Below are 23255 nucleotides of genomic sequence, written 5' to 3'. Positions count from 1 at the left end.
ATTCTCCTTAAAATTTTATTTATTAGTTAACATTTTGATAACAGCCTGAAAATCGTCTGGAAGACCTGCTTCCAAGTCAATCCTTTGGGCTGAGAAAGGATTGTCAAAGGCCAAGTTGTGACAATGCAAGGCCTGACGTTGAATACCACATTCTAAACTGCCACCATACATATCATCTCCCAATAAAGGAAAACCAATATGTGAAAAATGGACACGAATCTGGTGGGTTCGACCAGTATGGAGTTGAATATCAACCAAATGAATATCTCCCCAAGATTGAACAAGTCGATAGGAAGTATGGGCATATTTACCCGTCTTGGTCACACAGCGTGTGATAATACTATCTTCTGGACGACCAATTGGAGCAATGATATCCCCCTCAGCTTCCAAAACACCCTCTCCCTTAACCAGAGCATAATAGCGTTTGTGAATGAGCTTGGCCTGCAACTGCTTGTCCAGTCGAGCATGGGCATAGCCATGCTTGGCAAAGAGCATGACCCCCGAAGTATCCCTATCCAGGCGTGTGACAATATGAACCTGTTTGTTTTCATAAGCCTGATCGACCAGATAGCCCTTGACAAAATTGGCAATGGTAGAAGAATGGAGTGCTGAAGGTATCGAAGCATATCCAACTGGCTTATTGATAGCAAGAAAGTGGTCATCTTCATAGATAATATCCAGCGGAAAAGAAATCGGTTTCAAACTTCCGGTCAAATCCTCCTCAGCTGGTATGTCAATTGTAACCCTATCTCCAATATCAAGCAAGTAAGTTGCATTGCGTTCCATATCATTGACCCAAATATTGCCACCTGTATACTTGATTTTTGCCAACAAGCCCTTGGAAACACCGTGTTTCTTCAGAAAGGTTTTAATCTTGGTATGCTGGTCAGCTATAAATTCAAACCGCATTACTCCACCTCTCCGATAAAAGCATCTTTGACCCGATTCCAAAAACTGGTGTGACTTGGTGTAGCAAGAAAATGAATTTTATGCTGGTCAATCTGGTACTCTATCTTTTCGATATTATCATAAACATAGGTCTTGTTATCAACGGCAATAGAATAGCGGTCACTATGTTTGGGCTCAATGACTATCTTGTCTTTTTTGGGAACCACAATAGAAGAACCCAAGGTCCGATAAACGCGGTTATTTAGACTGGCTACTTCTGCAATCTGCAGGGCCTCAATGGTCGGATGCAAAACAGCACCACCTAAGGATTTATTGTAGGCCGTCGAACCTGTTGGAGTAGATACTGAGATGCCATCTCCCCTAAAGCGTTCAAACGGTACATTGTTGATAATGACATCCGCCACCATGGTTTTGGATAAACGCTTGATAGTCGCCTCATTCAGAGCACGCGCCTCCACTACGCGACCATCTGCCAACTTGACTTTAACATTTAAAATGGGATAGGATACCTTGGCACCTGTATCAAGCTTGAGGTTCTCAATCAGTTTCTCCACCTCAAAGTCACGATAATCCGTATAAAATCCTAGATGGCCTGTATGAATACCGACAAAACGCACACGGTCAATCAACTTTTCATACTTATGAAAGGCCGACAGGAGCATACCATCACCACCGATTGAAATCACAATATCAGGATTTTTAGGTGTCAGTATGAAATTTGCTTCTTTCAATTTTGTCCAAAGTTCTTTGGAAACTGCCTCACTCTTTGGATTTCGGCTAGCGAGCAGAGCGATTTTTTTTCTACCTGTATTCTTCATCTGTATCATCACTATTTCCGACACCGTCATTCAGCTTCCTATGTGCAGGATCGAATAAGGCCTGGGCCTCCTGAATGTCGTTACGGATTTTTCGCATCTCCTCATCTAATTCATAGGCAATCTTTGCTGTCACTTCCAAGCGCTTCTTGATTTCTTCAGGAAAATTCCCCTTATATTTATAGTTGAGGGAATGCTCAATGGTTGCCCAGAAATTCATGGACAGGGTACGGATTTGGATTTCTGCCAATACCGTTTCATTGCCATTTATAGTGTCCACTGGGTACTCAATCACCACATGATAGGAACGATAACCCGAAGCCTTCATATAGTTGATATAATCCCTTTCGTGAACAATTTGCATATCCTTGCGCTTGCGTAAAATCGCCAAAACTTCCTCAATATCATCCACAAATTGGACCATAATCCGAAGTCCAGCAATATCCTGCATATCTTGAGCAAGATTTTCCAACTTAATGTGTCGCAGGGCCATTTTCTCTTTGATGGATTCAATAGGCTTTACCCGTCCAGTCACGAACTCTATAGGAGAGTGTCGATTGGCTTTCCGGTACTGCTTGCGAATACCACGCAGTTTGATCTTCAACTCACCTACTGTCTGGATATAGGGGTCTAAAAATTCTTCCCAGTTAAAGTCCATACTGCCCCTTTCTTGTCAAAATTTTTAAATTGTATTAGAATAACACAAAGACTATTCTATTATAACATATGAAAGGGTTTACTGCATGAAAAACCACCTTGAAATTGAGTATAAAACCTTATTAACCAAATCCGAGTACCTACGCCTTCTCTCTGATTTTTCAGACGTAAGCCCTGTTCTTCAAACCAACCACTATATTGACACTCCTGATTTAGATATGAAGAACCACCGTTTTTCACTCCGTATACGGACTTTTAAGGAAATAGCAGAGCTGACCCTAAAAATTCCCCAGGAAATTGGCAATCAAGAGTACAATCAAGTTCTAGACATCCAGACTGCTCTTCAGCTAATAGAAAACTTCCAACTGCCTGCTGGCCACATTGCCGACATCATCTCAGCAACAGATGTTCCGATTGACAAACTGGCTGTCTGGGGGAGCCTGACTACCAAACGTCATGAAAAAGAAACCTCCATCGGACTTATGGCCCTAGATGAAAATGAATATGCCGGGCAAGTGGATTACGAACTGGAAGTTGAAGTGACTGATGCCCACCAAGGCAAAATTCTCTTTGAAGACTTTCTCAAGAAGAACTCCATCCAATTTAAATATGCCAGCAGTAAGGTTGCACGAACTGCTAGCCATCGAAAATCAGTCCAATAAGGCTGATTTTTTTACTTGAATACTGAAAAAATTTCTTTTTTTTGATAGAATAGAACCATCTATTGTAAAATTTTCTTTTATGTTTCTCATAAAAGCTTAGTGTGTAAAAGGAGTTACTTGAAAATGGGTCAACCACTCGGTGAAAATAACATTAAAATCTTCTCACTCAATAGCAATCGTGCCATCGCTGAAAAAATTGCCGCATCAGCTGGTCTTCCACTAGGAAAATTATCATCACGCCAATTCTCAGACGGTGAAATCCAAATCAACATTGAAGAATCTGTCCGCGGTGTAGATGTTTATATCATCCAATCTACTAGCTACCCAGTCAACAACCACTTGTGGGAATTGCTGATTATGATTGATGCCTGCAAACGTGCAAGTGCAAACACTATTACTGCAGTTATGCCTTATTTTGGCTATGCTCGTCAGGACCGTACCGCATCTCCACGCGAACCAATCACTGCTAAACTTGTTGCCAATATGTTGGTCAAAGCAGGTGTTGACCGTGTCCTAACACTCGATTTACACGCTTCTCAAATCCAAGGTTTCTTTGATATTCCAGTTGATAACCTTCTTACAGAACCATTATTCGCTTCTTATTACATGGAAAAAGGGCTCTGTGGTGAAGACGTCGTCATCGTTAGTCCAAAAAATTCGGGTATCAAACGTGCGCGTAATATCGCGGAATTCTTGAATGCTCCTATTGCTATTATTGACTATGCTCAAGATGATTCTGAGCGTTCAGAAGGTTACATCATCGGAGATGTTGCTGGTAAAAAAGCTATCTTGGTTGATGATATCCTAAATACTGGTCGAACCTTCTCACAAGCCTCAAAAATCGTTCAAGAGGGCGGAGCTACTGAAATTTACGCTGTTGCCAGCCATGGTCTGTTCGCGGGTAGTGCGGCAGAACTTCTGGACGCTTCTCCAATCAAGGAAATCCTTGTAACCGATTCAGTCGCAAGTAAGGAACAAGAGCCTAAAAATATCGCCTTTATCACTGCTAGTGACTTGATTGCTGATGCTATCCATCGTATTCAAGAACACCAACCACTTAGCCCACTCTTTAAGTTTACAAATCCAGAAAAAGAGAACTAGGAGTACCTTATTTGATTTATTTAGATAATGCAGCTACCACTGCCCTATCTCCCACTGCTCTCCAACGGATGTTGGAAGTAGCACAAGAAACCTATGGCAATCCCTCCAGTATCCATCAGGCTGGAAGAAAAGCCAACCAAATTTTACGCCAAGCCAGACAGGACATAGCCCAAGTTCTCGATGTCCCAGCAGATCACATCATTTTTACAGCTGGAGGGTCTGAGGCTGATAATTTGGCTATTCAGGGCTATGCTCTTGCCAATCAAGCCAAAGGCAAGCACCTGATTACTACTGCTATCGAGCACCATGCAGTTCTTCATACCATGCAGTACCTTGAGGAGCGTTTTGGGTTTGAAGTAACCTATATTCAGCCGATCAATCAGGTCATCACTGCCCAGCAAATCCAAGAAGCCCTACGCCCAGATACCATCTTGGTCAGTACCATGTTTGCCAACAATGAAACTGGCCAACTGCTTCCCATTAAAGAAATCGGTCAACTATTGGCCGACCATCAGGCAGTCTTCCATGTAGATGCTGTGCAGGCAATCGGAAAAATGGATGTGAAGCCCGCTGACTATGGGATAGATTTTCTAGCTGCATCTGCTCATAAATTCCACGGACCAAAAGGAGTCGGTTTTCTATACAGTCGCTTGCAGGGTTTTGATTCCCTTATTCATGGAGGGAAGCAAGAAAACCAACACCGAGCAGGCACAGAGAACCTTCCAGCCATTGCTGCCATGGCACTTGCTCTTCAAGAACAGGTCTATCAACTTGACAGTAATGTTCATCACATCCAAGGCTTGAAAAATCACCTCCTAGCTGGATTAGATGGCTATTCATTTTACATCAACCAAGCTGGTCCCCATCTCCCTCATGTTATCAACATCGGTTTCCCTAATAAGCTCAATGAGCAAGTCCTCATGCGACTAGACTTGGCAGGCATTGCAGTTTCAAGTGGGTCAGCTTGTACTGCTGGCGTTGTTCAGAACAGTCATGTACTTGAAGCCATGTACGGAAAAGATTCTCATCGGTTGAAAGAGTCCATCCGTATCAGCCTATCTGAAACAAATACCCTAGAAGAGATAGATATTCTTCTTACAGAATTACAAAAAATCATTGGAGGATAAAATGGCCTTTCAACAATCAGTTAGCCTAAAAGATTGCGCATTTACCTATCACATTAGCCCTAACATCAAAAAATACACCCTGAGAGATACCACTTTTGAACAAACAAAAGCAGGGCACTACCAACTCACGCGCCTCTTGGAAGAAGTTCCTAACTCAAATCAGGGTTTTCTTTTAAAGATTATTGTCAATAAAGAGTTGAACGGTTTTAAAATCAACATCACAGACAAATCTGGCTTGCACCTGGTCAATATCTTTAAAGAAAATGGAAACAAGGTCATCCAGGAAAAATTCTACTTCTTGATGGATAGCTTAGTGGACCGTGACCTATTTACCAAGGAAGGTTAAGCATGATTATTATTCACTATCAAGATGCTTACAAAATAGACAGAAAACAGGAATTTGACAATCTGGATGCAGCCAAACTGGCCTTCTCAGGTTGCCTCACTCTTCCTGATTACTATCCTGTAACCAAACTAACACGAGATGGTCACGAGCTAGATTATAAAGGAACCATTGGTGACCTCTACCGCTACTTTCAAACACTAGACTAGGCAACATTTCATGCTTAGTCTTTTTCAATCCAATCTGTTGATTTTTTCACAATCTTGGACTAGAATAGAAGAAAGAATTGAAAATGAATGAAAAATTGGTAGGCCTATACTCAAGTAAAATAAGCATTAGACCAGTCAGCTAGTATAGTATTGTCGTCAACCATATTTAAGGAGGTCATTGTGAAAAACGAAAAAAAAGCAGATATCCCGCGCGCAACTGCCAAGCGCCTTTCGCTCTACTATCGTATCTTTAAACGCTTTTATGCCGGCAATATTGAAAAAGCTAGCTCCAAGGAAATTGCAGAAGCCATCGGTATCGACTCCGCAACCGTGCGCCGTGACTTCTCCTACTTCGGTGAACTAGGTCGCCGTGGCTTTGGCTACAATGTAAAAGAATTGATGGATTTCTTTGCGGAAATTCTCAATGACAATTCGATTACAAATGTTATGCTTGTTGGTGTCGGAAATATGGGCCGTGCCCTACTCCACTACCGCTTCCATGAGCGCAATAAAATGAAAATTGTCATGGCCTTTGAAGCGAATGACAATCCAGCGGTTGGGACGGTTGATGAAAATATTCCCATCCATGCTATTTCCGAAATCAAGGAACGTATTTTGGAAGCAGATGCCCAAACAGCTATTCTGACTGTCCCAAGTATCAAGGCTCAAGAGGTAACCGATATATTAGTCGAAGCTGGTGTCAAAGGCATTCTCAGTTTCTCTCCGGTCAATTTATCGGTTCCCAAAGATGTAGTCGTTCAGTATGTTGACCTGACCAGCGAGTTGCAAACCCTTCTCTATTTCATGCGCAAGGGTGAATAATGAACAGAGGAACCGAATTCCCGGCTCCTCTCTTTTTATCCTCTAAAATAGCTCACTTTCTTCCCTAAAAGAATAATAGTCCTTATTACCTACAATCAAATGATCCAACAAGACCAGTCCTAGTGTTTCGCAGGACTTTTTTAAATTCTCTGTAAACAACAAATCGTTCCTACTTGGCTCAACGGATCCCGATGGATGATTATGAACAATGATAATGGATGTTGCCATGCATTTTACCGCATAATGCAAGATCTCTCTTGGCTCAGCAATACTCCGATTGACACTTCCTATAAAAATGGTCTTTTGGTAGATAATCTGATTTTGCGTATTGAGATAGAGGGCAACTAGATGTTCTTGCTTTTTATCTCCAAGTTCTTGGATCATCTTTCGGCCCAATTTCTCACTGCCTAAAATTCGTTCATTCAATAAAAGCTCCGACTGGTTAATCCGTTTTCCTAACTCAATCATGGCCTTGATTTCAATCGCTTTGACACGACCGATGCCCGTTAATTTCTGCAATTCTTCAATAGACAGCTCCCTTAGGGCAGCCAAACTTTCCAAGCGATTGAGCAGATTATTGGACAGGATAGAAACAGGCTCATTTTTGGTTCCAGTTCGGATGAAAATAGCCAATAATTCCTGATTACTCAATCTTTCCGCCCCAACTTCCAGTAATCTTTCACGTGGCAAAAGCGCCTCTTCCTTAAAATCAATTTGGTACATAAATTCCTCCTCACTTATTTTATTCGTAAACAAGCAAGAAAATGAAAAAAGACTGAGAAATTCTCAGTCCTAAACCTTATTGACCATAATCATATTGGTTATATGATTTGTTAAATGAATCAAGTATATCTTGTGAGGTTTCAGTATAAGGCGTTGTTGATTCTAGCACACCTTTTACGATAATCCGTGCAGTTGCATCATAGTCTGTACAAGTTACCAAGGTTACTTCTGTTCGACCCTCTACATCATCAATAACATAGACACTCTCAGGTGTAACTGTCTGTACACTGTCAATCACATAAGTATAAACATTGGTCTTGTCAGTAATATAGATTTTCATGCCATTCTGAGCACGGTCCAATGGAGAGAAGAGAACATCTGCAGCACCGGCTACACCAAAAATATGGTGACTAGCCAAAGCGTAATTTCCTTTCCCCATTTCCTGGGTTTCCTTCATGGTTCCAGCACCGTACATTAAAGATGTGTTCCCCACACCCTTGAAAATCGGCAAATTGATTCCAAGTTCTGGAATAGAAATACCTCCAATTACAGGCAACCGTTGGGCTTCCCACTGGGCAGCCAATATAGCTTCGGTCGAAATTGCCTGAACCTGTTCAAAATCAAAAGTCGTTTCTGCCTCTTTGTTTTTTTCAATGTCCTCAGCAGTCACTTTTGAAATCTGATATTTATTGGTGTTCCATCCAATAATGAAATTACGGATTGAAGTGTTGAAGATGAGAGCCAGGGAAATCAAGACCAGCAGCAAAGCTAGAAGATTACGCCAAATCCCACTTTTTCCTTTTTTATTTTTAGTACGTTTTGACATACAACTACTCCTGCTCTTCTTCATTCTTAGCATCTGCAGCATCTACCAGTGCAAATGTCATAATTTTTGCCTCATCGTTTAGACGCATTACCTTGACACCCATGGTTGAACGACCAGTTTGGGAAATATTGGCAACACTTGTACGAATAATTACACCTGTATCGGTAATGACCATAATGTCCTCATCACCAGATACCGTTGTCAAACCTGCCAGAGAACCATTTTTCTCAGCAACTTTGAGGGTCTTAATCCCCTTACCACCACGGCCTTTGGTAGGATATTCGCTGGCTGGTGTCCGCTTACCAAAGCCTTTCTCCGTCAAAACAAGAACTTCTTGATCATCTGAAATCATGGTCGCGCCAACCAACTGATCTCCCTCACGTAAATTGATACCACGAACACCCGTTGCAGTACGCCCCATATTCCGAACATCTGTTTCTGTAAAGCGAACAGAGTAACCAAATTTGGTTCCCATGATAATATCCGCCTGACCATTTGTCAAGAAGACGTTAATCAATTCATCTTCTTCTTTCAGATTCAAGGCCTTAAGACCACTTTGTCGAATATTAGCGAATTCTGAAACACTGGTCCGTTTGACAACACCTTGACGGGTTGCGAAGAAGAGATAGCTGTCTGCTTCCTGGTCCTTGGTCACGTTGATGATGGTCTGAATAGACTCATTTTCTTCTAGCTTGAGCAAGTTGACAACTGGCAAACCTTTAGCCGTACGTCCATACTCAGGGATTTCATACCCCTTCAAACGATAAACACGACCTTTATTGGTAAAGAACAAGAGGCGATCATGGGTGCTAGTCGAAACTAACTCACGCACAAAATCATCGTCCTTGACACCTGTTCCTTGAACACCACGTCCACCACGTTTCTGAGCCTGGAATTCATCCTGAGCCAGACGTTTAATGTACCCTTGATTTGACAGGGTAATCAAGACATCTGTTTCCTCAATCAAGTCCTCATCTTCAAGAGAAAGAACTTCTCCGACCATCAATTCTGTACGGCGTGGGTCAGCGTATTTGCGTTTGACTTCATCTAATTCTTCCTTGATAATGGTCACAACACGCTCTGGTTTGGCCAAAATATCAGCCAAATCAGCAATCAAGGCAATCAGCTCATCATATTCAGACTGAATCTTGTCACGTTCCAAGCCTGTCAAACGACGGAGGCGCATATCAAGAATAGCCTGACTCTGACGTTCAGAAAGCTCAAATTTCTCCATCAACTCAGCTTGGGCAATAGCGTCCGTTTCTGAATTACGGATAATGCGAATGACCTCATCAATGTGGTCAAGGGCAATCAGCAAGCCTTCCAAGATATGAGCCCGCGCTTCTGCTTTTTCTTTATCAAATTGCGTACGACGAGTGACTACTTCCTTCTGGTGTTCAATATAAGATTCTAAAATCTGACGGACAGAAAGAATTTTCGGCACCCCGTTTTGGATGGCCAACATATTGAAACTGAAATTAGTCTGCAACTGAGTTTGCTTGAAGAGATTATTCAAAATAACATTGGCAGAAGCATCGCGGCGAACTTCGATGACAAAACGCACACCCTCGCGGTTGGATTCATCCCGAACAGCCGTAATCCCGTCGATACGCTTCTCTTGCACCAATTTGACAATATGCTCTTGAACCTTGGACTTGTTGACCATGTATGGAAACTCAGTAACGACAATACGCTCACGGCCGTTTCCATACTCTTCAATCTCCGTACGAGAACGAAGGGTAATAGAGCCTTTCCCTGTTTCATAGGCACGGTGAATACCAGATTTGCCCATGACCAAGGCACCAGTCGGAAAGTCTGGCCCAGGAAGGACTTCCATGATTTCACGAGTTGTTACTTCTGGATTGTCCATCACCAGCTTCACAGCTTCGATGGTTTCTCCCAAGTTATGTGGCGGAATATTGGTTGCCATACCAACGGCAATACCAGTCGTACCATTGACCAAAAGGTTAGGGAAGCGAGCCGGTAGGACTTCTGGCTCACGCTCACTGGCATCATAGTTGTCCGCAAAGTTTACCGTGTTCTTGTTAATATCACGGAGCATTTCCAGAGCAATCTTGCTCATACGAGCTTCCGTATAACGTTGGGCGGCCGCACCATCACCGTCCATAGAACCGAAGTTTCCGTGGCCATCAACTAGCATATGGCGATAGCTCCACCACTGCGCCATACGTACCATGGCTTCATATATGGCACTATCTCCGTGCGGATGGTATTTACCCATAACATCCCCTGTAATACGGGCAGATTTCTTATGGGGTTTATCTGGTGTAATCCCTAACTCATTCATTCCGTACAAAATACGGCGATGAACAGGCTTGAGACCATCTCGCACATCTGGCAAAGCACGCGAAACGATTACACTCATCGCATAGTCGATGAAGGATGATTTCATCTCATTGGTCAGATTTACCGTTACTAAGTTTTTATCTTGCATTATATGCCTCTTTCAACAGTCATTGTGCCTCTATTATACCATATTTAAGGTTAAAATTCTTTGTTGGAAACTAGCATGTAAACATTTTCAAACACCTTTTCACAAGTGACAAAATGTATAAAAAGTGCTAGAATGGTAGATGGTTGGGATGAGGTCATCCCCAAATAAAACTAAGGAGATGTTTAGCAATGACTGCAACTAAACAACACAAAAAAGTTATCCTTGTCGGTGATGGTGCCGTAGGTTCTGCTTATGCTTATGCCCTTGTTAACCAAGGTATTGGTCAAGAATTGGGTATCATCGATATCAATAAAGACCGTACACAAGGTGACGCAGAAGATTTGAGCCACGCATTGGCCTTTACTTTCCCTAAAAAAATCTATTCTGCTGAGTATTCAGATGCTCACGATGCAGACTTGGTTGTTTTGACAGCTGGTTTGCCACAAAAACCAGGTGAAACACGCCTTGAATTGGTTGAGAAAAACCTTCGTATTAACCAACAAATCGTTACTGAAATTGTTAAATCTGGTTTCAACGGTATCTTCCTTGTTGCCGCAAACCCTGTTGACGTATTGACTTACTCAACTTGGAAATTCTCAGGTTTCCCTAAAGAACGCGTTATCGGTTCTGGTACTTCTCTTGACTCAGCTCGTTTCCGTCAAGCATTGGCTGAGAAAATTGGCATCGACGCACGTTCAGTACACGCCTACATCATGGGTGAGCACGGTGATTCTGAATTCGCAGTTTGGTCACACGCTAACGTTGCAGGTGTGAAATTGTACGACTGGTTGCAAGATAACCGCGATATCGATGAGCAAGGTCTTGTTGACTTGTTTGTATCTGTTCGTGATGCAGCTTACTCAATCATCAACAAAAAAGGTGCAACATACTACGGTATCGGTGTCGCTCTTGCTCGTATTACTAAAGCAATCTTTGATGATGAAAATGCAGTTCTTCCATTGTCTGTATACCAAGCAGGTCAATACGAAGGTGTTGAAGATGTCTTCATCGGTCAACCAGCTATTATCGGTGCACACGGTATCGTTCGTCCAGTAAACATCCCATTGAATGATGCTGAATTGCAAAAAATGCAAGCTTCTGCTAAGCAATTGAAAGACATCATTGACGATGCTTTCGCCAACCCAGAAATTGCTGCTGGTGTTAAAAACTAAGTATACTAAAAAGGTGAACCATTGGTCCACCTTTTTTCTATTTTCGTATATCATACCGTAACATGGCAATGCCATCTGTAACCGTTGACTCTACTAAAATCAATTTCTGCTCTTTAGTCAGGCCATCAAAAAGTGAAATACCCTCACCTAAGATTATTGGAATAATCCCAATAATGAAATGATCAATCAATTTTGCTTCCAAGCAAGTTTGTACAAACCCTGCTCCACCAATAAGCCAGATATCACTACCCTCAGAAGAACGCAAGCACTCAATTTCTGGAATAATATCTTGCACAAAGCGAACATTCTCATAATCAGCCTGTTCAGCACAACTGGCAATAATAAACTGCTTGTCCTGATAGCCTTCAATCATCTCCAGAGGGCAATCTTCCAATGATTTACGCCCCATGATGACCGTATCACAGCTACTGAAAATGCAGGATTATCGAATTGCCAGGTCGTGTCAAATTGATCCGTACCATGCCCTTCTATCCAATCATAACTCCCATCTGTTCGAGCGATATAACCGTCCAAACTCATTGCAATATTCAAAACTAGGCGTCTAGCCATAACTTTCCTCCTCACATATTCTCGGGTAACCAAGTATAACATAAAAATCTATAGTAGGCAGAAGATGGATTTTAATTTCGAGCAAAAAGTGTCACCTATGCTGCTAGACTAGTTTGCCTTCTGATTTTCAAGATTATTCATCGCTCTCTTATTTTTGGAATCGGGTTGAAACAGTTCACGAAACTGTAGATTGCTTTTACAATTCTAGGCTCAGGCTGAAAGATCCTATCCCCAGCTTCTTTCACTCCATTGGACCTTAATTCGCTTCCGTATTTTCAAGCTCATGATAAAAAGGTCTACTGGACCTTTACTCACCATCGTGTTTTCATGCTCGTGAAAAAACAACCCGTCGGGGTTGTTTTTTTACTTCGATTTAATATAGTTAACGCCGTCGGCTTTTGGTGCGACTGCTTTTCCGAAGAAGGCAGAGAGGGCAACGACTGTGATAAGGTAAGGTGCGATTTGGAGATATACGGTTGGAATATCTTTCAAACCGGGAAGTTGGCTACCTACTACCGCTAAACTTTGTGATAGACCAAAGAAAAGACTGGCTAACATGGCACCAATTGGGTTCCACTTACCAAAGATTACTGCGGCCAAGGCGATGAAACCTGAACCTACGATGGTTGTTGCAGAGAAGTTGATGTTTACGGATTGGGCACTTACTGCACCACCAACACCACCAAGGAAACCAGCAATCAATACACCTGCATAACGCATAGCATAAACATTGATACCAAGTGTATCAGCTGCTTGTGGGTGCTCACCAACTGAGCGCAGACGAAGTCCAAATTTAGTCTTATAGAGAATGAACCATGCCAGGAATGCAGTTGCAATAGCCACATAACCCATCAAACTCGTATTCTTAAAGAATATATCTCCAATAATCGGAATATCAGCCAATACTGGGAATGAAAACTTACCGAATGACTGAGTGATGCTGTCAGTTTGTCCCTTGTTATAGATAACTTTGACAAGGAAGACACCCAAGGCTGGAGCTAGAAGGTTCAACACTGTACCAGATACGACATGGTCTGCACGGAAATTTATCGTTGCCATAGCGTGAATGGCTGCAAATAGAACTCCTGCTAAACCACCAACTAGGATTGCTAACAAAGGAGTTGCTTTACCAAAGGTTTCAGCAAATTCAATGTTGAAGACAACACCAGCAAAGGCACCGATAACCATAATTCCCTCCAAACCAACGTTTACGATACCGCCACGTTCAGAGAAGACACCACCAAGACTTGTAAAAATCAGAGGTGCTGAGTAAATTAACATCTGCGAAATGAGTAAGGCAAGAATGGAAATATTCATCTTATTTCGCTCCTTTCGCTTTATTTTTTGCTTTAAGCAATTGCTCAAAGATAAATTTCACACCGATAAAGAAGATGATGGATGCTGTAACAACGTTAATCAATTCAGGTGGAATTTGGGCACGAACCATACCTGGTGCCCCAACAGAGAGAACACCAAATAAGAAGGCTGCCAATGGGATACCGAGTGGTGAGTTTGAAGCCAAGAGGGCAACAGACATACCGTTGAAACCAATATCCAAGTTACCACTTTGAATGTAGACATTTTGGAAGGTCCCAAGACCCTGGATAGCACCAGCAAGACCCGCAAGGGCACCTGAGATAACCATTGAAAGAATGATGGTACGTTTAGCTGACATACCTGCGTAGTCAGATGCCGTTGGATTCAAACCAACCGAACGGATTTCAAAACCAAGTGTTGTTTTAGTTAACAAGAACCAGATGACCAAGACAGCTATAATTGCAAAGAAGATACCCAAGTTCATCCGTGAATTGTCTGTCAAAGCGCGGAGCCATTCTGTCTGGTAAGAAGCATTGGCTGAAACGTTGATCGTCGAATCCGTATTCTTCATCAAATCATCAGCAAATATTTCCCGAATGATATAGTTACATGAGTAAAGCAAGATGTAGTTCATCATGATTGTGACGATAACTTCACTGGTACCAAGATAGGCACGCAAGATACCTGGAATAGAACCAGCTATACCACCAGCAATCATGGCAATAACTACTGTCGCTAAAATAAGAACTGGACGAGGCAAATCTGGATTTGACAAGGCAAACCAGCCTGCGAATACCCAGCCCACATAGGCTTGACCAGGCAAACCGACGTTGAAGAAACCAGCACGGCTAGCCACTGCGAAACCTAAAGCGGTAAAAATCAGTGGTGCCATAGCACGGAAAATTTCACCAATTGATTTTACATTACCAAAAGCTGAATAGAATAGTTCTTCGTAGCCCCAAATTGGGTCATAACCGAAGACAAGCATGATAATGGCACCTAACAACAGACCAGAAAATACTGCCAAAAATGGAAGGGCCACATTGTGATATTTCTTAGGCATGACTTTCTCCCTTCTCTAATTTTCCACCTGCCATCAAGACACCCAACTCCTGCTTATTTGTAGTCGCAGGATCGACAATACCATGGATAGTACCGTCATGGATAACAGCAATGCGGTCTGAAACATCCAAAATTTCATCCAATTCAAAGCTGACAACAAGAACTGCCTTGCCCTTGTCACGCTCTGCAATCAAACGTTTACGAATGTACTCGATAGCGCCGACGTCTAAACCACGAGTTGGTTGGCTAACGATGAGAAGATCTGGGTTACGGTCAATTTCACGGGCGATAATGGCTTTCTGCTGGTTACCACCTGACAAGGCCTTAGAAGGAACTAACTCACTGGCACCACGCACATCGAACTCTTCCATTAGCTGACGTGCCTTTTCATTGATAATATTGTAATTCAGAATACCATTCTTAGAGTTTGGCTCCTTATAGTATGTCTGCAAAGCAATATTTTCTGCAACAGACATTTGCAAAACCAAACCATCACGGTGACGGTCTTCAGGAACGTGGCTGACCTGCATCTCAGTGATTTTACGAGGTGTTTTACCAACAACTTCCTCACCCTTGATGGTAATGGAACCTGATTTAACCTTACGCAAACCTGTAATGGCTTGGATAAGCTCGCTCTGACCATTTCCATCAATACCGGCAATACCAACGACTTCACCAGCTCGAACTTCAAGATTAAGGCCTTTAACTGCCGGAATGCCACGGTTTTCGTTTACTACCAAATCCTTGATAGACAGAATAACTTCCTTAGGATTTGAAGGGATTTTTTCTGTTTTGAAAGATACAGAACGTCCAACCATCCACTCAGCCAAGTCTTCATTGGTTGCACCCGCGACATCAACAGTTTCAATGGATTTACCACGACGAATAACAGTAACACGATCCGCAACAGCACGAATTTCATCCAGTTTGTGAGTGATCAGAATGATAGACTTGCCTTCTTCAATCAATTTCTTCATGATTTTGAGAAGCTCTGCTATTTCCGCAGGAGTCAAAACAGCCGTTGGCTCGTCAAAAATCAAGAGGTCTGCACCACGATAGAGAGTCTTCAAAATCTCTACACGCTGTTGAGCTCCGACAGAAATATCTGCTACTTTAGCTGTCGGATCAACTTCTAGGCCGTAACGCTCTGACAATTCCTTGATTTCAGCAATGGCTTTTTTGAGGTCAATCACTCCTGCCTTTGTTGTTTCAGAACCAAGAATGATATTTTCAGCAACTGTGAAAGCATCAACCAGCATAAAGTGCTGATGCACCATACCAATACCTAAATGGGCAGCTTTAGAAGGTGAGTCAATGGATACAACCTCACCGTTAATTGCAATTTCTCCGCTGGTAGGTTCCAAAAGACCTGCCAACATATTCATAAGAGTTGATTTACCAGCGCCATTTTCACCAAGAAGGGCATGGATTTCTCCTCGTCTGACATGTAAGTTGATGTGGTCATTTGCTACAAATTCACCAAAAATCTTGGTAATATTGCGCATTTCAATGACATTATCCCTAGTCATAATCTTCTTCCTTTCTGACTATCATTTTTGTCAGTAAAACCTACCAGCTTCTGATAGGCTTTACTGAGAAAAATTCTCAGCTCCGAAAAGGGCGACCGATTTCAGCCGCCGCTTCGGAAAATTCTAATTCAAAAGATTAGTTTTCTGGAGTTTCTGGAACTTCAACCTTACCATCGATGATCGCTTGTTTCGCTTCAGCGATAGCTTTTGAAGCATCTTCTGAAAGGTTGGTTTCAGCCAATTCTACACCTTTATCTTTCAATGAGAATTGAACTACAGTACCACCAGGGAATTCTCCTGCAACAGCTTTTGTTGCGATATCTTTAACAGCAGTACCAACCTCTTTGATTGTAGAAGCCAATACGAAGTTAGAAGCTTTACCATCTTTAGATGTGTACTCACCTTCTGCAGATTGGTCACGGTCAACACCGATTACCCAAACTTTATCAGCTTCGTTACGAGTTTCGTTTTCAGCTTTTGCAGCAGCAAATACACCGTTACCTGTACCACCTGATGCGTGGAAGATTACATCAGCACCTGCAGCGTATTGAGCAGCAGCAAGTGTTTGACCCTTAGCAGCATCACCAAATGAGCCAGCGTAGTCAACTGTTACTTTGATAGATGGGTTAACAGATTTAGCACCTGCTACGAAACCAGCTTCAAAGCGGTCGATTACGACACCTTCCATACCACCGATGAAACCAACGTGGTTAGATTTTGTTGATTTAGCAGCTGCAACACCTGCCAAGTATGATGCTTGGTGGTCAGCAAAACCAACGCTAACAACGTTGTCAAGGTCTGGAACAACAGAGTCAACGATAACATATTTTGTATCTGTGTTATTTGGCGCTACTTCTGCAATTGCAGATTCCAAGGCAAAACCGATACCAAATACAAGGTTGTAACCACCTGAAACAGCTGAATCTAGGTTTGTTACATAGTCAGATTCGCTAGCTGATTGGAAGTAGTCATAGCCATTACCTTTTTCAAGACCAGCTTCTTTACCCCATGCAGTCAAACCTTCCCAAGCTGATTGGTTGAATGAACGGTCATCAACACCACCGATATCAGTAACGATCGCAGCTTTTACTGATGACTCAGCAGTTTCGCTACTTGATGAGCTATTTGATGTACGGCTACCGCAGGCAGCAAGAGTAAGTGCTGCAAGTGATACAACACCCAAACCAACAAGTTTCTTGTTCATTTCTGAACCCTCCTAAAAAATTCTATGGCAACATTTCGTTGCAATGATAAATGGTTTCAGTCTAACGACTGGCTTACAAACTTAGGTCAAGTCTGTAAAAGAATATGGAAGTAATTCCCCGACTGTCATCTCGACTGTCGATTTATCTTTAGCGACCAAGGTCACTTTTAGATCCTGTTCAAAAAATTCTGCCATCACTTGACGACAAGCCCCACAAGGAGAGATTGGCTTTTCTGTTTCACCATAAATGACGATTTCAGAAAAATCAAGGACTCCCTCAGAAACAGCCTTAAAGATTGCTGTTCTTTCCGCACAGTTTGTTAAGCCAAAGCTAGCATTTTCTATATTCACCCCTGTAAATATTTGACCATCTTTAGCAACCAAGACTGCACTTACCGGAAAGTGAGAATAAGGAACATAAGCATGACAGCTATTTTCTACAACCAAATCAATCAGATTAGTAGTCGCCATCCGCCTTTTCTCCCTTCATAATGGCTACACCTGAAGAAGCTCCGATACGAGTTGCACCTGCTTCAATGAAGGCAATTGCATCTTCATAAGAACGAGCTCCACCGGATGCTTTAACACCCATATCTGGTCCAACCGTTTTTCTCATTAGTGCAACATCTTCAACAGTTGCTCCACCGGTTGAGAAGCCTGTTGAAGTCTTGACAAAATCTGCACCCGCTTCTTTTGACAATTGACAGGCTTTTACTTTTTCCTCTTCTGTCAATAGGCAGGTTTCGATAATGACTTTGACAAGTTTTTCCCCACTCGCTTCTACCACTGCCTTGATATCTTCTAAGACCAATTCATCATTTTTAGACTTCAAAGCGCCGATATTGATGACCATATCAATTTCATCAGCACCGTTTTCAATAGCATTTTGGGTCTCAAAGGCTTTAAGAGCTGGTGTGTTTGCACCCAAAGGGAAACCGATGACGGTACAAACTTTTACGTCACTATCCTTCAATTCTTGGGCTGCGTAGGCTACCCAAGTAGGATTGACACAGACACTAGCAAAGTCATATTCTTTGGCTTCTGCCAAAATCTGAGCAACCTGTTCTTTAGTGGTTTCTGGCTTTAAAATGGTATGATCGATATATTTATTAAGTTTCATACTTTCTCCGTACATTAAGAAATAATCTCGATGATTTCTTTCGTTTTTACACTTACTTTATCTATTTTAACATTTTTCTTGAAATTTGTAAGCAAATTTTCCGAAATATTTTCATTTGCGTAAATTGTTGCGATTTTTTCACCCTTGGCAATCGCTTCTCCGACTTTCTTATGGAAGACAATTCCTGTTTCATAGTCCAAATCGTCTGTCTTAACAGCCCGACCAGCACCAATTCTCATAGCAAATAGTCCGAATTCCAAAGCAGGAAGTCCAACGATGTAACCATCTTCATCAGAGAGTACGTCAACCTGATTAGAAACTTGAACCGGACGGTACAAGTCTTCCAAATCTCCGCCCTGAGCTACAACCATCTCTTCAAATTTCTTGAGGGCTGCACCATTATCAATATGCTGACGAACTTCTTCAACCGTTTTTTCAACGTTTGCCAAACTGAGCATGATTTGAGCCAATTCACAGATAAATTCTGTCACATCTGCTCTGCCATTTCCCTGAAGAATTTCCAAGGCTTCCAAAATTTCCAAGCGGTTACCAATAGAGGTACCTACTGGCTGGGACATATCTGTCAAGACAGCCACTGTCTTGCGACCAACAGCTTTTCCAAGGTCAACCATAGTTCGTGCCAGAACACGCGCATCTTCGATGTTCTTCATGAAGGCACCTTCGCCAACAGTTACATCAAGAAGAATGGCATCGGCACCTGCCGCAATCTTTTTAGACATGACTGAGCTTGCAATCAGAGGAATGATATCCACAGTTGCCGTCACATCACGCAGGGCATAAAGTAATTTATCAGCCTTAACCAGATTGTCCGATTGACCGATAACAGCCACACCCGTTTCCTGAACTTGCTTGATAAAGTCTTCTTGACTTATTTCGATTTGGTAGCCCTTAATAGATTCCAACTTATCAAGTGTGCCACCTGTGTGGCCCAGACCTCGACCGCTCATCTTTGCAACGGGAACACCAAAACTTGCCACAAGCGGTGCCAAAATCAAGGTAACCTTATCACCTACACCACCAGTTGAGTGCTTATCAACCTTAACACCTGCAATCGCTGAAAGGTCAATTTCCTCACCCGAATGCACCATAGCCATTGTCAAATCTGAAATCTCTCGTGTGGACATTCCCTTAAAATAGATGGCCATCGCCAAAGCTGACATTTGGTAATCCGGTACACTTCCATCCACATAGCCATTAATCAACCACTGGATTTCCTCAGTGGTTAACTCCAAGCTATCCCGTTTTTTCTGAATTAAATCAACTGCTCTCATTCTTTCACACTTTCAAGGATATAGTATCCCTTATCTTTTTTTATAATCTGGCAATTTCCAAATACTTCTTCCATCCGTTTTTTAGCGCTCGGTGCCCCTTGTTTCTTCTGAATGACAATGGTTAGGCTACCACCGTCAACCAAATGTTCCTTGGCACCTGTAATCACTTCATGCACAACTGATTTGCCAGCTCGAATGGGAGGGTTAGAAATCACATAATCAAAACTACCCTCAACTGATTCATAGACATCGGATTGGAAAATCGTCGCAGAAACACCATTTTTCTCAGCATTTTTCTCGGCTAGCTCTAAAGCTCTGCTATTGACATCAATCATGGTAACATTTAGGTCATAGACTTTTGCTAAGGTCAATCCCAGAGGTCCGTAGCCACATCCTACATCCAAGAGAGTTTTTCCCTTCGCTAGTTCCAGGGAATTCAAAAGCACCTGACTTCCATAATCAACCATTTTCTTACTAAATACACCAGCATCTGTTAAGAAAGTCATAGGAGTATCCAGCAAGCTGACACGGAGTTCATGAATATCATGTGCTGCACTTGGATTCTTTTCATAATACATATTAGACATACTCCGATTATACCATTTCTTAAAAACGTTTTCAAGAGTTTTGCAAGATTGGAAAATATGATAAAATGTAAGTATTATGTAAAACGCTTACTTCTATTAGAAAGAATAAACTATGAAGAATGAATTTTTAAATTTTGAAGAAATCGACCGAAAAACCTGGCAACAGCTCCATCGGAAGACCACTATTCCCCTGAGCCAAAAAGAGCTCAATTCAATCAAGAGTTTCAATGACCGTATCCAACTGCATGAAGTATCGGACATCTATCTGCCTCTCATCAACCTTATTCATATTTATCGGAAGGCTCGAAAGGACCTCAATTTCACCAAGAGCCTCTTCCTGCAAAAATCCATCAAGCCTCAGCCTTTTATTATCGGTGTTTCTGGTAGTGTGGCCGTAGGAAAATCCACCACCAGCCGCCTGCTTCAAATCCTAATCGCCCGAACCTTTAAACACGCCAAGGTTGAATTGGTCACAACAGATGGCTTCCTCTATCCAAATGCCATTCTGGAAGAGCGCCAGATATTGAACAAAAAAGGATTTCCAGAGTCCTATGATATGGAAAAATTGATTGATTTCGTGGATAAAATAAAAAATGGTTACGATTGTCAAATCCCTGTCTATTCTCATGAGATTTATGACATCGTACCGGATCAGCTTCAGGAAATTAAGGCCCCTGACTTTCTCATTGTCGAGGGGATCAATGTGTTTCAAAATCCACAAAACCAACGACTTTATGTCAGTGATTATTTCGACTTGTCTATATACGTTGATGCCGATGTGGAACATATTGAAACCTGGTACCTAGAACGTTTCCAAAAATTATTAACTCTGGCAAAGAATGACCCAAACAACTACTACCATCGTTTTACTCAGATGACCTATCCAGAAATCATTGCCATTGCCCAAAATACTTGGAAAAATATAAACCTAGCTAATTTGGAAAAGTTCATCGAACCTACCCGAAACCGTGCAGACATTATTCTCCATAAGGCTGATAACCATGAGATTGATAAAATTTATCTAAAAAAATAAATTTCACTTGTCAAAACCTATCTTTTCAGATATAATGGTATAGTTAGTACAAGAAAGGGTGGAGGTGAAACCATTGGCAAACATTAAGTCAGCTATCAAACGCGCTGAATTGAACGTTAAACAAAACGAAAAAAACTCAGCACAAAAATCAGCTATGCGTACTGCAATCAAAGCATTTGAAGCTAACCCATCTGAAGAGCTTTTCCGCGCTGCTAGCTCAGCAATCGATAAAGCAGAAACTAAAGGTTTGATTCACAAAAACAAAGCAAGCCGCGACAAAGCACGTCTTGCATCAAAACTTGCTTAATAAAAAAAGGCTCTTTGTCAACTGTAGTGGGTAGATGAAAAGCTAACACCTAGAGAGGACGAAGTTCGTTCTCTCTTTCTTTATGTTCAAAGCAATCAAAATACGTTTTTTAAAATTTTCAAAGTTCCTGAAACCAAAGGCATTTCTTTTAATGACTTTGATGAGATTGTTGGTAGCTTCCAGTTTGGCGTTCGAATAAGGCAATTCCATGGCGTTTAAAACCTTTTCTTTATCCTTTAGAAATGTCTTAAATACCGTCTGGAAAATAGGATTAACATTGGCTATTTCCTGTTCGATAAGGTCAAAGAAATGATCTGAGTTTTTCTCTTGGAAATGGAACAAGAGAAGCTGATAGAGTTCATAGTGCTGTCGTAGTTCCTCTGAAAAAGACAGTAGTTTTTCTAGGATTTCCTTGTTAGTCAAGTGCATGCGAAACATAGGGCGATAAAATCGTTTATCGCTGAGTTTACGGCTATCTTGTTGTATCAATTTCCAGTAGCGTTTCAAGGACCGGTATTCCTGCGATTTTCTGTCGAATTGATTCATAATTAGAATACGAACGCGGTTCATAGCACGGCTAAGGTGCTGCACAATGTGAAAGCGGTCCAGAACAATCTTGGTGTTTGGAAATAGCTGTCTAGCCAATTTGTAGTAAGGACTAAACATATCCATGGTAATGACTTTGACTTGATTTCTAACCTTTCTAGGATAGCGTAGAAAGTGGTTTCGGATGGTTGCTTGTGTTCTTCCGTCTAGAATAGTTATGACATTTAGGGAGTTGAAATCTTGAGCGATAAAGCTCATTTTCCCCTTTTTGAAGGCATACTCATCCCAGCTCATCACCTCAGGTAAGGTATTCCAATCTGTTTCAAACTTGAACTCATTAAGCTTTCTCATAACTGATGAGGTTGAGATAGATAGCCTGTGTGCAATATGTGTCATTGCTTGATTTTCGATGAGTAATTGAGCAATCTTCTGGTTAACAGCGACGGAGATTTGGTGGTTCTTCTTGACAAGAGGAGTTTCAGCGACCGCTATTTTTCTGCAATCTTTACACTTGAAGCGACGCTTTCTAAGTCGGATAAGCAAGGGATAACCAGCAGTTTCTAGGTAGGGAATTTTGGAGGGTTTTTGGAAGTCGTATTTTGCCATTTGTCCCTTGCAGGAGGGACATTTAGGGGCTGTATAATCCAAATGACCATGAAGTTCTAAGTGAGTTCCCATATCATATTCATTAGAGATAGTGATATTTTTGTCTTTAATTCTGAGAAGATTTGTGATAAGATTTAGTTGTTCCATATGAGTCTTTCTAATGTGAGTTTGGTTGCTTTTCATTATAGGCCATATGGGACTTTTTTTCTACAATCAAAAAGACTCCATAATATCCATAGAGGATTTACCCACTACAGATAT

General features: G+C 41.7%; 26 protein-coding genes. 9 read left to right on the top strand and 17 right to left on the bottom strand.

The genetic code is table 11. The annotated features are described in order from the left end of the window. Positions 1 to 15: 15 nt before the first annotated feature. Genes PW252_RS05125 through PW252_RS05115 form a run of 3 tightly spaced genes read right to left on the bottom strand, consistent with a single transcriptional unit; the run spans position 16 to position 2382 of the window. Positions 16 to 909, bottom strand: coding sequence for an RluA family pseudouridine synthase (locus PW252_RS05125; RefSeq protein WP_248050544.1), 894 nt, complete (start codon positions 907 to 909; stop codon positions 16 to 18). Continuing rightward, positions 909 to 1727 (bottom strand): NAD kinase, encoded by an 819-nt coding sequence (locus tag PW252_RS05120; protein ID WP_248050585.1) that lies wholly within the window; start codon positions 1725 to 1727, stop codon positions 909 to 911. The genes PW252_RS05125 and PW252_RS05120 overlap by 1 nt, the downstream gene beginning before the upstream one ends. Next, positions 1711 to 2382, bottom strand: a complete 672-nt coding sequence (locus PW252_RS05115; protein ID WP_105117083.1) for a GTP pyrophosphokinase — start codon at positions 2380 to 2382, stop codon at positions 1711 to 1713. Before PW252_RS05115 ends, PW252_RS05120 begins: the two co-directional genes overlap by 17 nt. 85 nt (positions 2383 to 2467) lie before the next feature. Here PW252_RS05115 and PW252_RS05110 point away from each other — a divergent pair, with 85 nt between their 5' ends. From PW252_RS05110 to PW252_RS05085, 6 genes are all read left to right on the top strand, one after another. Beyond that, on the top strand, positions 2468 to 3043 hold the full coding sequence (locus PW252_RS05110) for a CYTH domain-containing protein (RefSeq protein WP_248050546.1): 576 nt from the start codon (positions 2468 to 2470) through the stop codon (positions 3041 to 3043). 123 nt (positions 3044 to 3166) lie between these two features. After that, positions 3167 to 4144, top strand: a complete 978-nt coding sequence (locus tag PW252_RS05105; RefSeq protein WP_248050550.1) for a ribose-phosphate diphosphokinase — start codon at positions 3167 to 3169, stop codon at positions 4142 to 4144. Between the two features lie 11 nt (positions 4145 to 4155). After that, positions 4156 to 5271 (top strand): cysteine desulfurase family protein, encoded by a 1116-nt coding sequence (locus PW252_RS05100; protein ID WP_248050553.1) that lies wholly within the window; start codon positions 4156 to 4158, stop codon positions 5269 to 5271. Between the two features lies 1 nt (position 5272). Next, positions 5273 to 5617 carry a DUF1831 domain-containing protein gene (locus PW252_RS05095; RefSeq protein ID WP_105210395.1) on the top strand — a complete coding sequence of 115 codons (345 nt, stop codon included), beginning with the start codon at positions 5273 to 5275 and terminating at the stop codon, positions 5615 to 5617. A gap of 2 nt (positions 5618 to 5619) precedes the next feature. Further along, positions 5620 to 5823 carry a DUF4649 family protein gene (locus PW252_RS05090; protein WP_248033663.1) on the top strand — a complete coding sequence of 68 codons (204 nt, stop codon included), beginning with the start codon at positions 5620 to 5622 and terminating at the stop codon, positions 5821 to 5823. Between the two features lie 180 nt (positions 5824 to 6003). Continuing rightward, complete coding sequence (locus PW252_RS05085) at positions 6004 to 6645, top strand: redox-sensing transcriptional repressor Rex (protein ID WP_248050556.1); 642 nt, start codon at positions 6004 to 6006, stop codon at positions 6643 to 6645. 42 nt (positions 6646 to 6687) lie between these two features. Here the strand turns inward: PW252_RS05085 and radC are convergent, their stop codons facing one another. The 3 genes from radC to gyrA all read right to left on the bottom strand — a co-directional run bounded on the left by radC (position 6688) and on the right by gyrA (position 10649). After that, positions 6688 to 7368 (bottom strand): RadC family protein, encoded by a 681-nt coding sequence (gene radC / locus PW252_RS05080; protein ID WP_248050558.1) that lies wholly within the window; start codon positions 7366 to 7368, stop codon positions 6688 to 6690. Positions 7369 to 7444: 76 nt separating this feature from the next. Continuing rightward, positions 7445 to 8194, bottom strand: coding sequence for a class A sortase (locus PW252_RS05075; RefSeq protein WP_248043456.1), 750 nt, complete (start codon positions 8192 to 8194; stop codon positions 7445 to 7447). Positions 8195 to 8198: 4 nt separating this feature from the next. Beyond that, positions 8199 to 10649 carry a DNA gyrase subunit A gene (gyrA, locus tag PW252_RS05070; RefSeq protein WP_248050561.1) on the bottom strand — a complete coding sequence of 817 codons (2451 nt, stop codon included), beginning with the start codon at positions 10647 to 10649 and terminating at the stop codon, positions 8199 to 8201. Between the two features lie 188 nt (positions 10650 to 10837). Here gyrA and PW252_RS05065 point away from each other — a divergent pair, with 188 nt between their 5' ends. Beyond that, complete coding sequence (locus PW252_RS05065) at positions 10838 to 11821, top strand: L-lactate dehydrogenase (protein WP_024378725.1); 984 nt, start codon at positions 10838 to 10840, stop codon at positions 11819 to 11821. A gap of 37 nt (positions 11822 to 11858) precedes the next feature. On the opposite strand, the gene PW252_RS05060 is transcribed toward PW252_RS05065, so the two are convergent. The 10 genes from PW252_RS05060 to PW252_RS05020 all read right to left on the bottom strand — a co-directional run bounded on the left by PW252_RS05060 (position 11859) and on the right by PW252_RS05020 (position 20502). Beyond that, the gene (locus PW252_RS05060; protein WP_248050564.1) at positions 11859 to 12230 is read right to left on the bottom strand and encodes a dihydrofolate reductase family protein; all 372 of its coding nucleotides are present in this window, start codon (positions 12228 to 12230) and stop codon (positions 11859 to 11861) included. Continuing rightward, positions 12191 to 12391 (bottom strand): dihydrofolate reductase family protein, encoded by a 201-nt coding sequence (locus tag PW252_RS11295; RefSeq protein WP_248050567.1) that lies wholly within the window; start codon positions 12389 to 12391, stop codon positions 12191 to 12193. Before PW252_RS11295 ends, PW252_RS05060 begins: the two co-directional genes overlap by 40 nt. Before the next feature lie 363 nt (positions 12392 to 12754). Further along, positions 12755 to 13708: an ABC transporter permease gene (locus PW252_RS05055; protein ID WP_248032938.1), complete on the bottom strand. Its 954-nt coding sequence runs from the start codon at positions 13706 to 13708 to the stop codon at positions 12755 to 12757. Position 13709: 1 nt separating this feature from the next. Next, positions 13710 to 14771 carry an ABC transporter permease gene (locus tag PW252_RS05050; RefSeq protein WP_172049734.1) on the bottom strand — a complete coding sequence of 354 codons (1062 nt, stop codon included), beginning with the start codon at positions 14769 to 14771 and terminating at the stop codon, positions 13710 to 13712. After that, complete coding sequence (locus tag PW252_RS05045) at positions 14764 to 16299, bottom strand: ABC transporter ATP-binding protein (protein WP_248050570.1); 1536 nt, start codon at positions 16297 to 16299, stop codon at positions 14764 to 14766. The genes PW252_RS05050 and PW252_RS05045 overlap by 8 nt, the downstream gene beginning before the upstream one ends. Before the next feature lie 136 nt (positions 16300 to 16435). After that, entirely contained in the window at positions 16436 to 17503 is a 1068-nt protein-coding gene (locus tag PW252_RS05040) for a BMP family lipoprotein (protein WP_248050572.1), read from the bottom strand. Between the two features lie 81 nt (positions 17504 to 17584). After that, entirely contained in the window at positions 17585 to 17974 is a 390-nt protein-coding gene (locus PW252_RS05035) for a cytidine deaminase (RefSeq protein WP_248050575.1), read from the bottom strand. Next, a complete protein-coding gene (gene deoC, locus PW252_RS05030; protein ID WP_248050577.1) occupies positions 17961 to 18623 on the bottom strand; it encodes a deoxyribose-phosphate aldolase in 663 nt (220 codons plus the stop codon). The genes PW252_RS05035 and deoC overlap by 14 nt, the downstream gene beginning before the upstream one ends. Positions 18624 to 18637: 14 nt before the next feature. Next, positions 18638 to 19915, bottom strand: a complete 1278-nt coding sequence (locus PW252_RS05025) for a pyrimidine-nucleoside phosphorylase (protein WP_248050578.1) — start codon at positions 19913 to 19915, stop codon at positions 18638 to 18640. Next, positions 19912 to 20502, bottom strand: coding sequence for a class I SAM-dependent methyltransferase (locus PW252_RS05020; protein WP_248050581.1), 591 nt, complete (start codon positions 20500 to 20502; stop codon positions 19912 to 19914). The genes PW252_RS05025 and PW252_RS05020 overlap by 4 nt, the downstream gene beginning before the upstream one ends. 112 nt (positions 20503 to 20614) lie before the next feature. Between PW252_RS05020 and coaA the strand changes: the two genes are divergently transcribed. Both coaA and rpsT read left to right on the top strand, forming a co-directional pair. Continuing rightward, positions 20615 to 21535: a type I pantothenate kinase gene (gene coaA / locus PW252_RS05015; RefSeq protein WP_105114818.1), complete on the top strand. Its 921-nt coding sequence runs from the start codon at positions 20615 to 20617 to the stop codon at positions 21533 to 21535. A gap of 58 nt (positions 21536 to 21593) precedes the next feature. After that, complete coding sequence (rpsT, locus tag PW252_RS05010; protein ID WP_012027069.1) at positions 21594 to 21842, top strand: 30S ribosomal protein S20; 249 nt, start codon at positions 21594 to 21596, stop codon at positions 21840 to 21842. A gap of 42 nt (positions 21843 to 21884) precedes the next feature. Here rpsT and PW252_RS05005 read toward each other — a convergent pair whose 3' ends face one another. Then, positions 21885 to 23141 carry an ISL3 family transposase gene (locus PW252_RS05005; RefSeq protein WP_316716633.1) on the bottom strand — a complete coding sequence of 419 codons (1257 nt, stop codon included), beginning with the start codon at positions 23139 to 23141 and terminating at the stop codon, positions 21885 to 21887. Positions 23142 to 23255 lie beyond the last annotated feature (114 nt).

Source organism: Streptococcus sp. 29887, assembly GCF_032595075.1.
Taxonomy (GTDB): Bacteria; Bacillota; Bacilli; order Lactobacillales; family Streptococcaceae; genus Streptococcus; species Streptococcus iners.
This window is presented reverse-complemented; position numbering and strand designations above follow the sequence as displayed.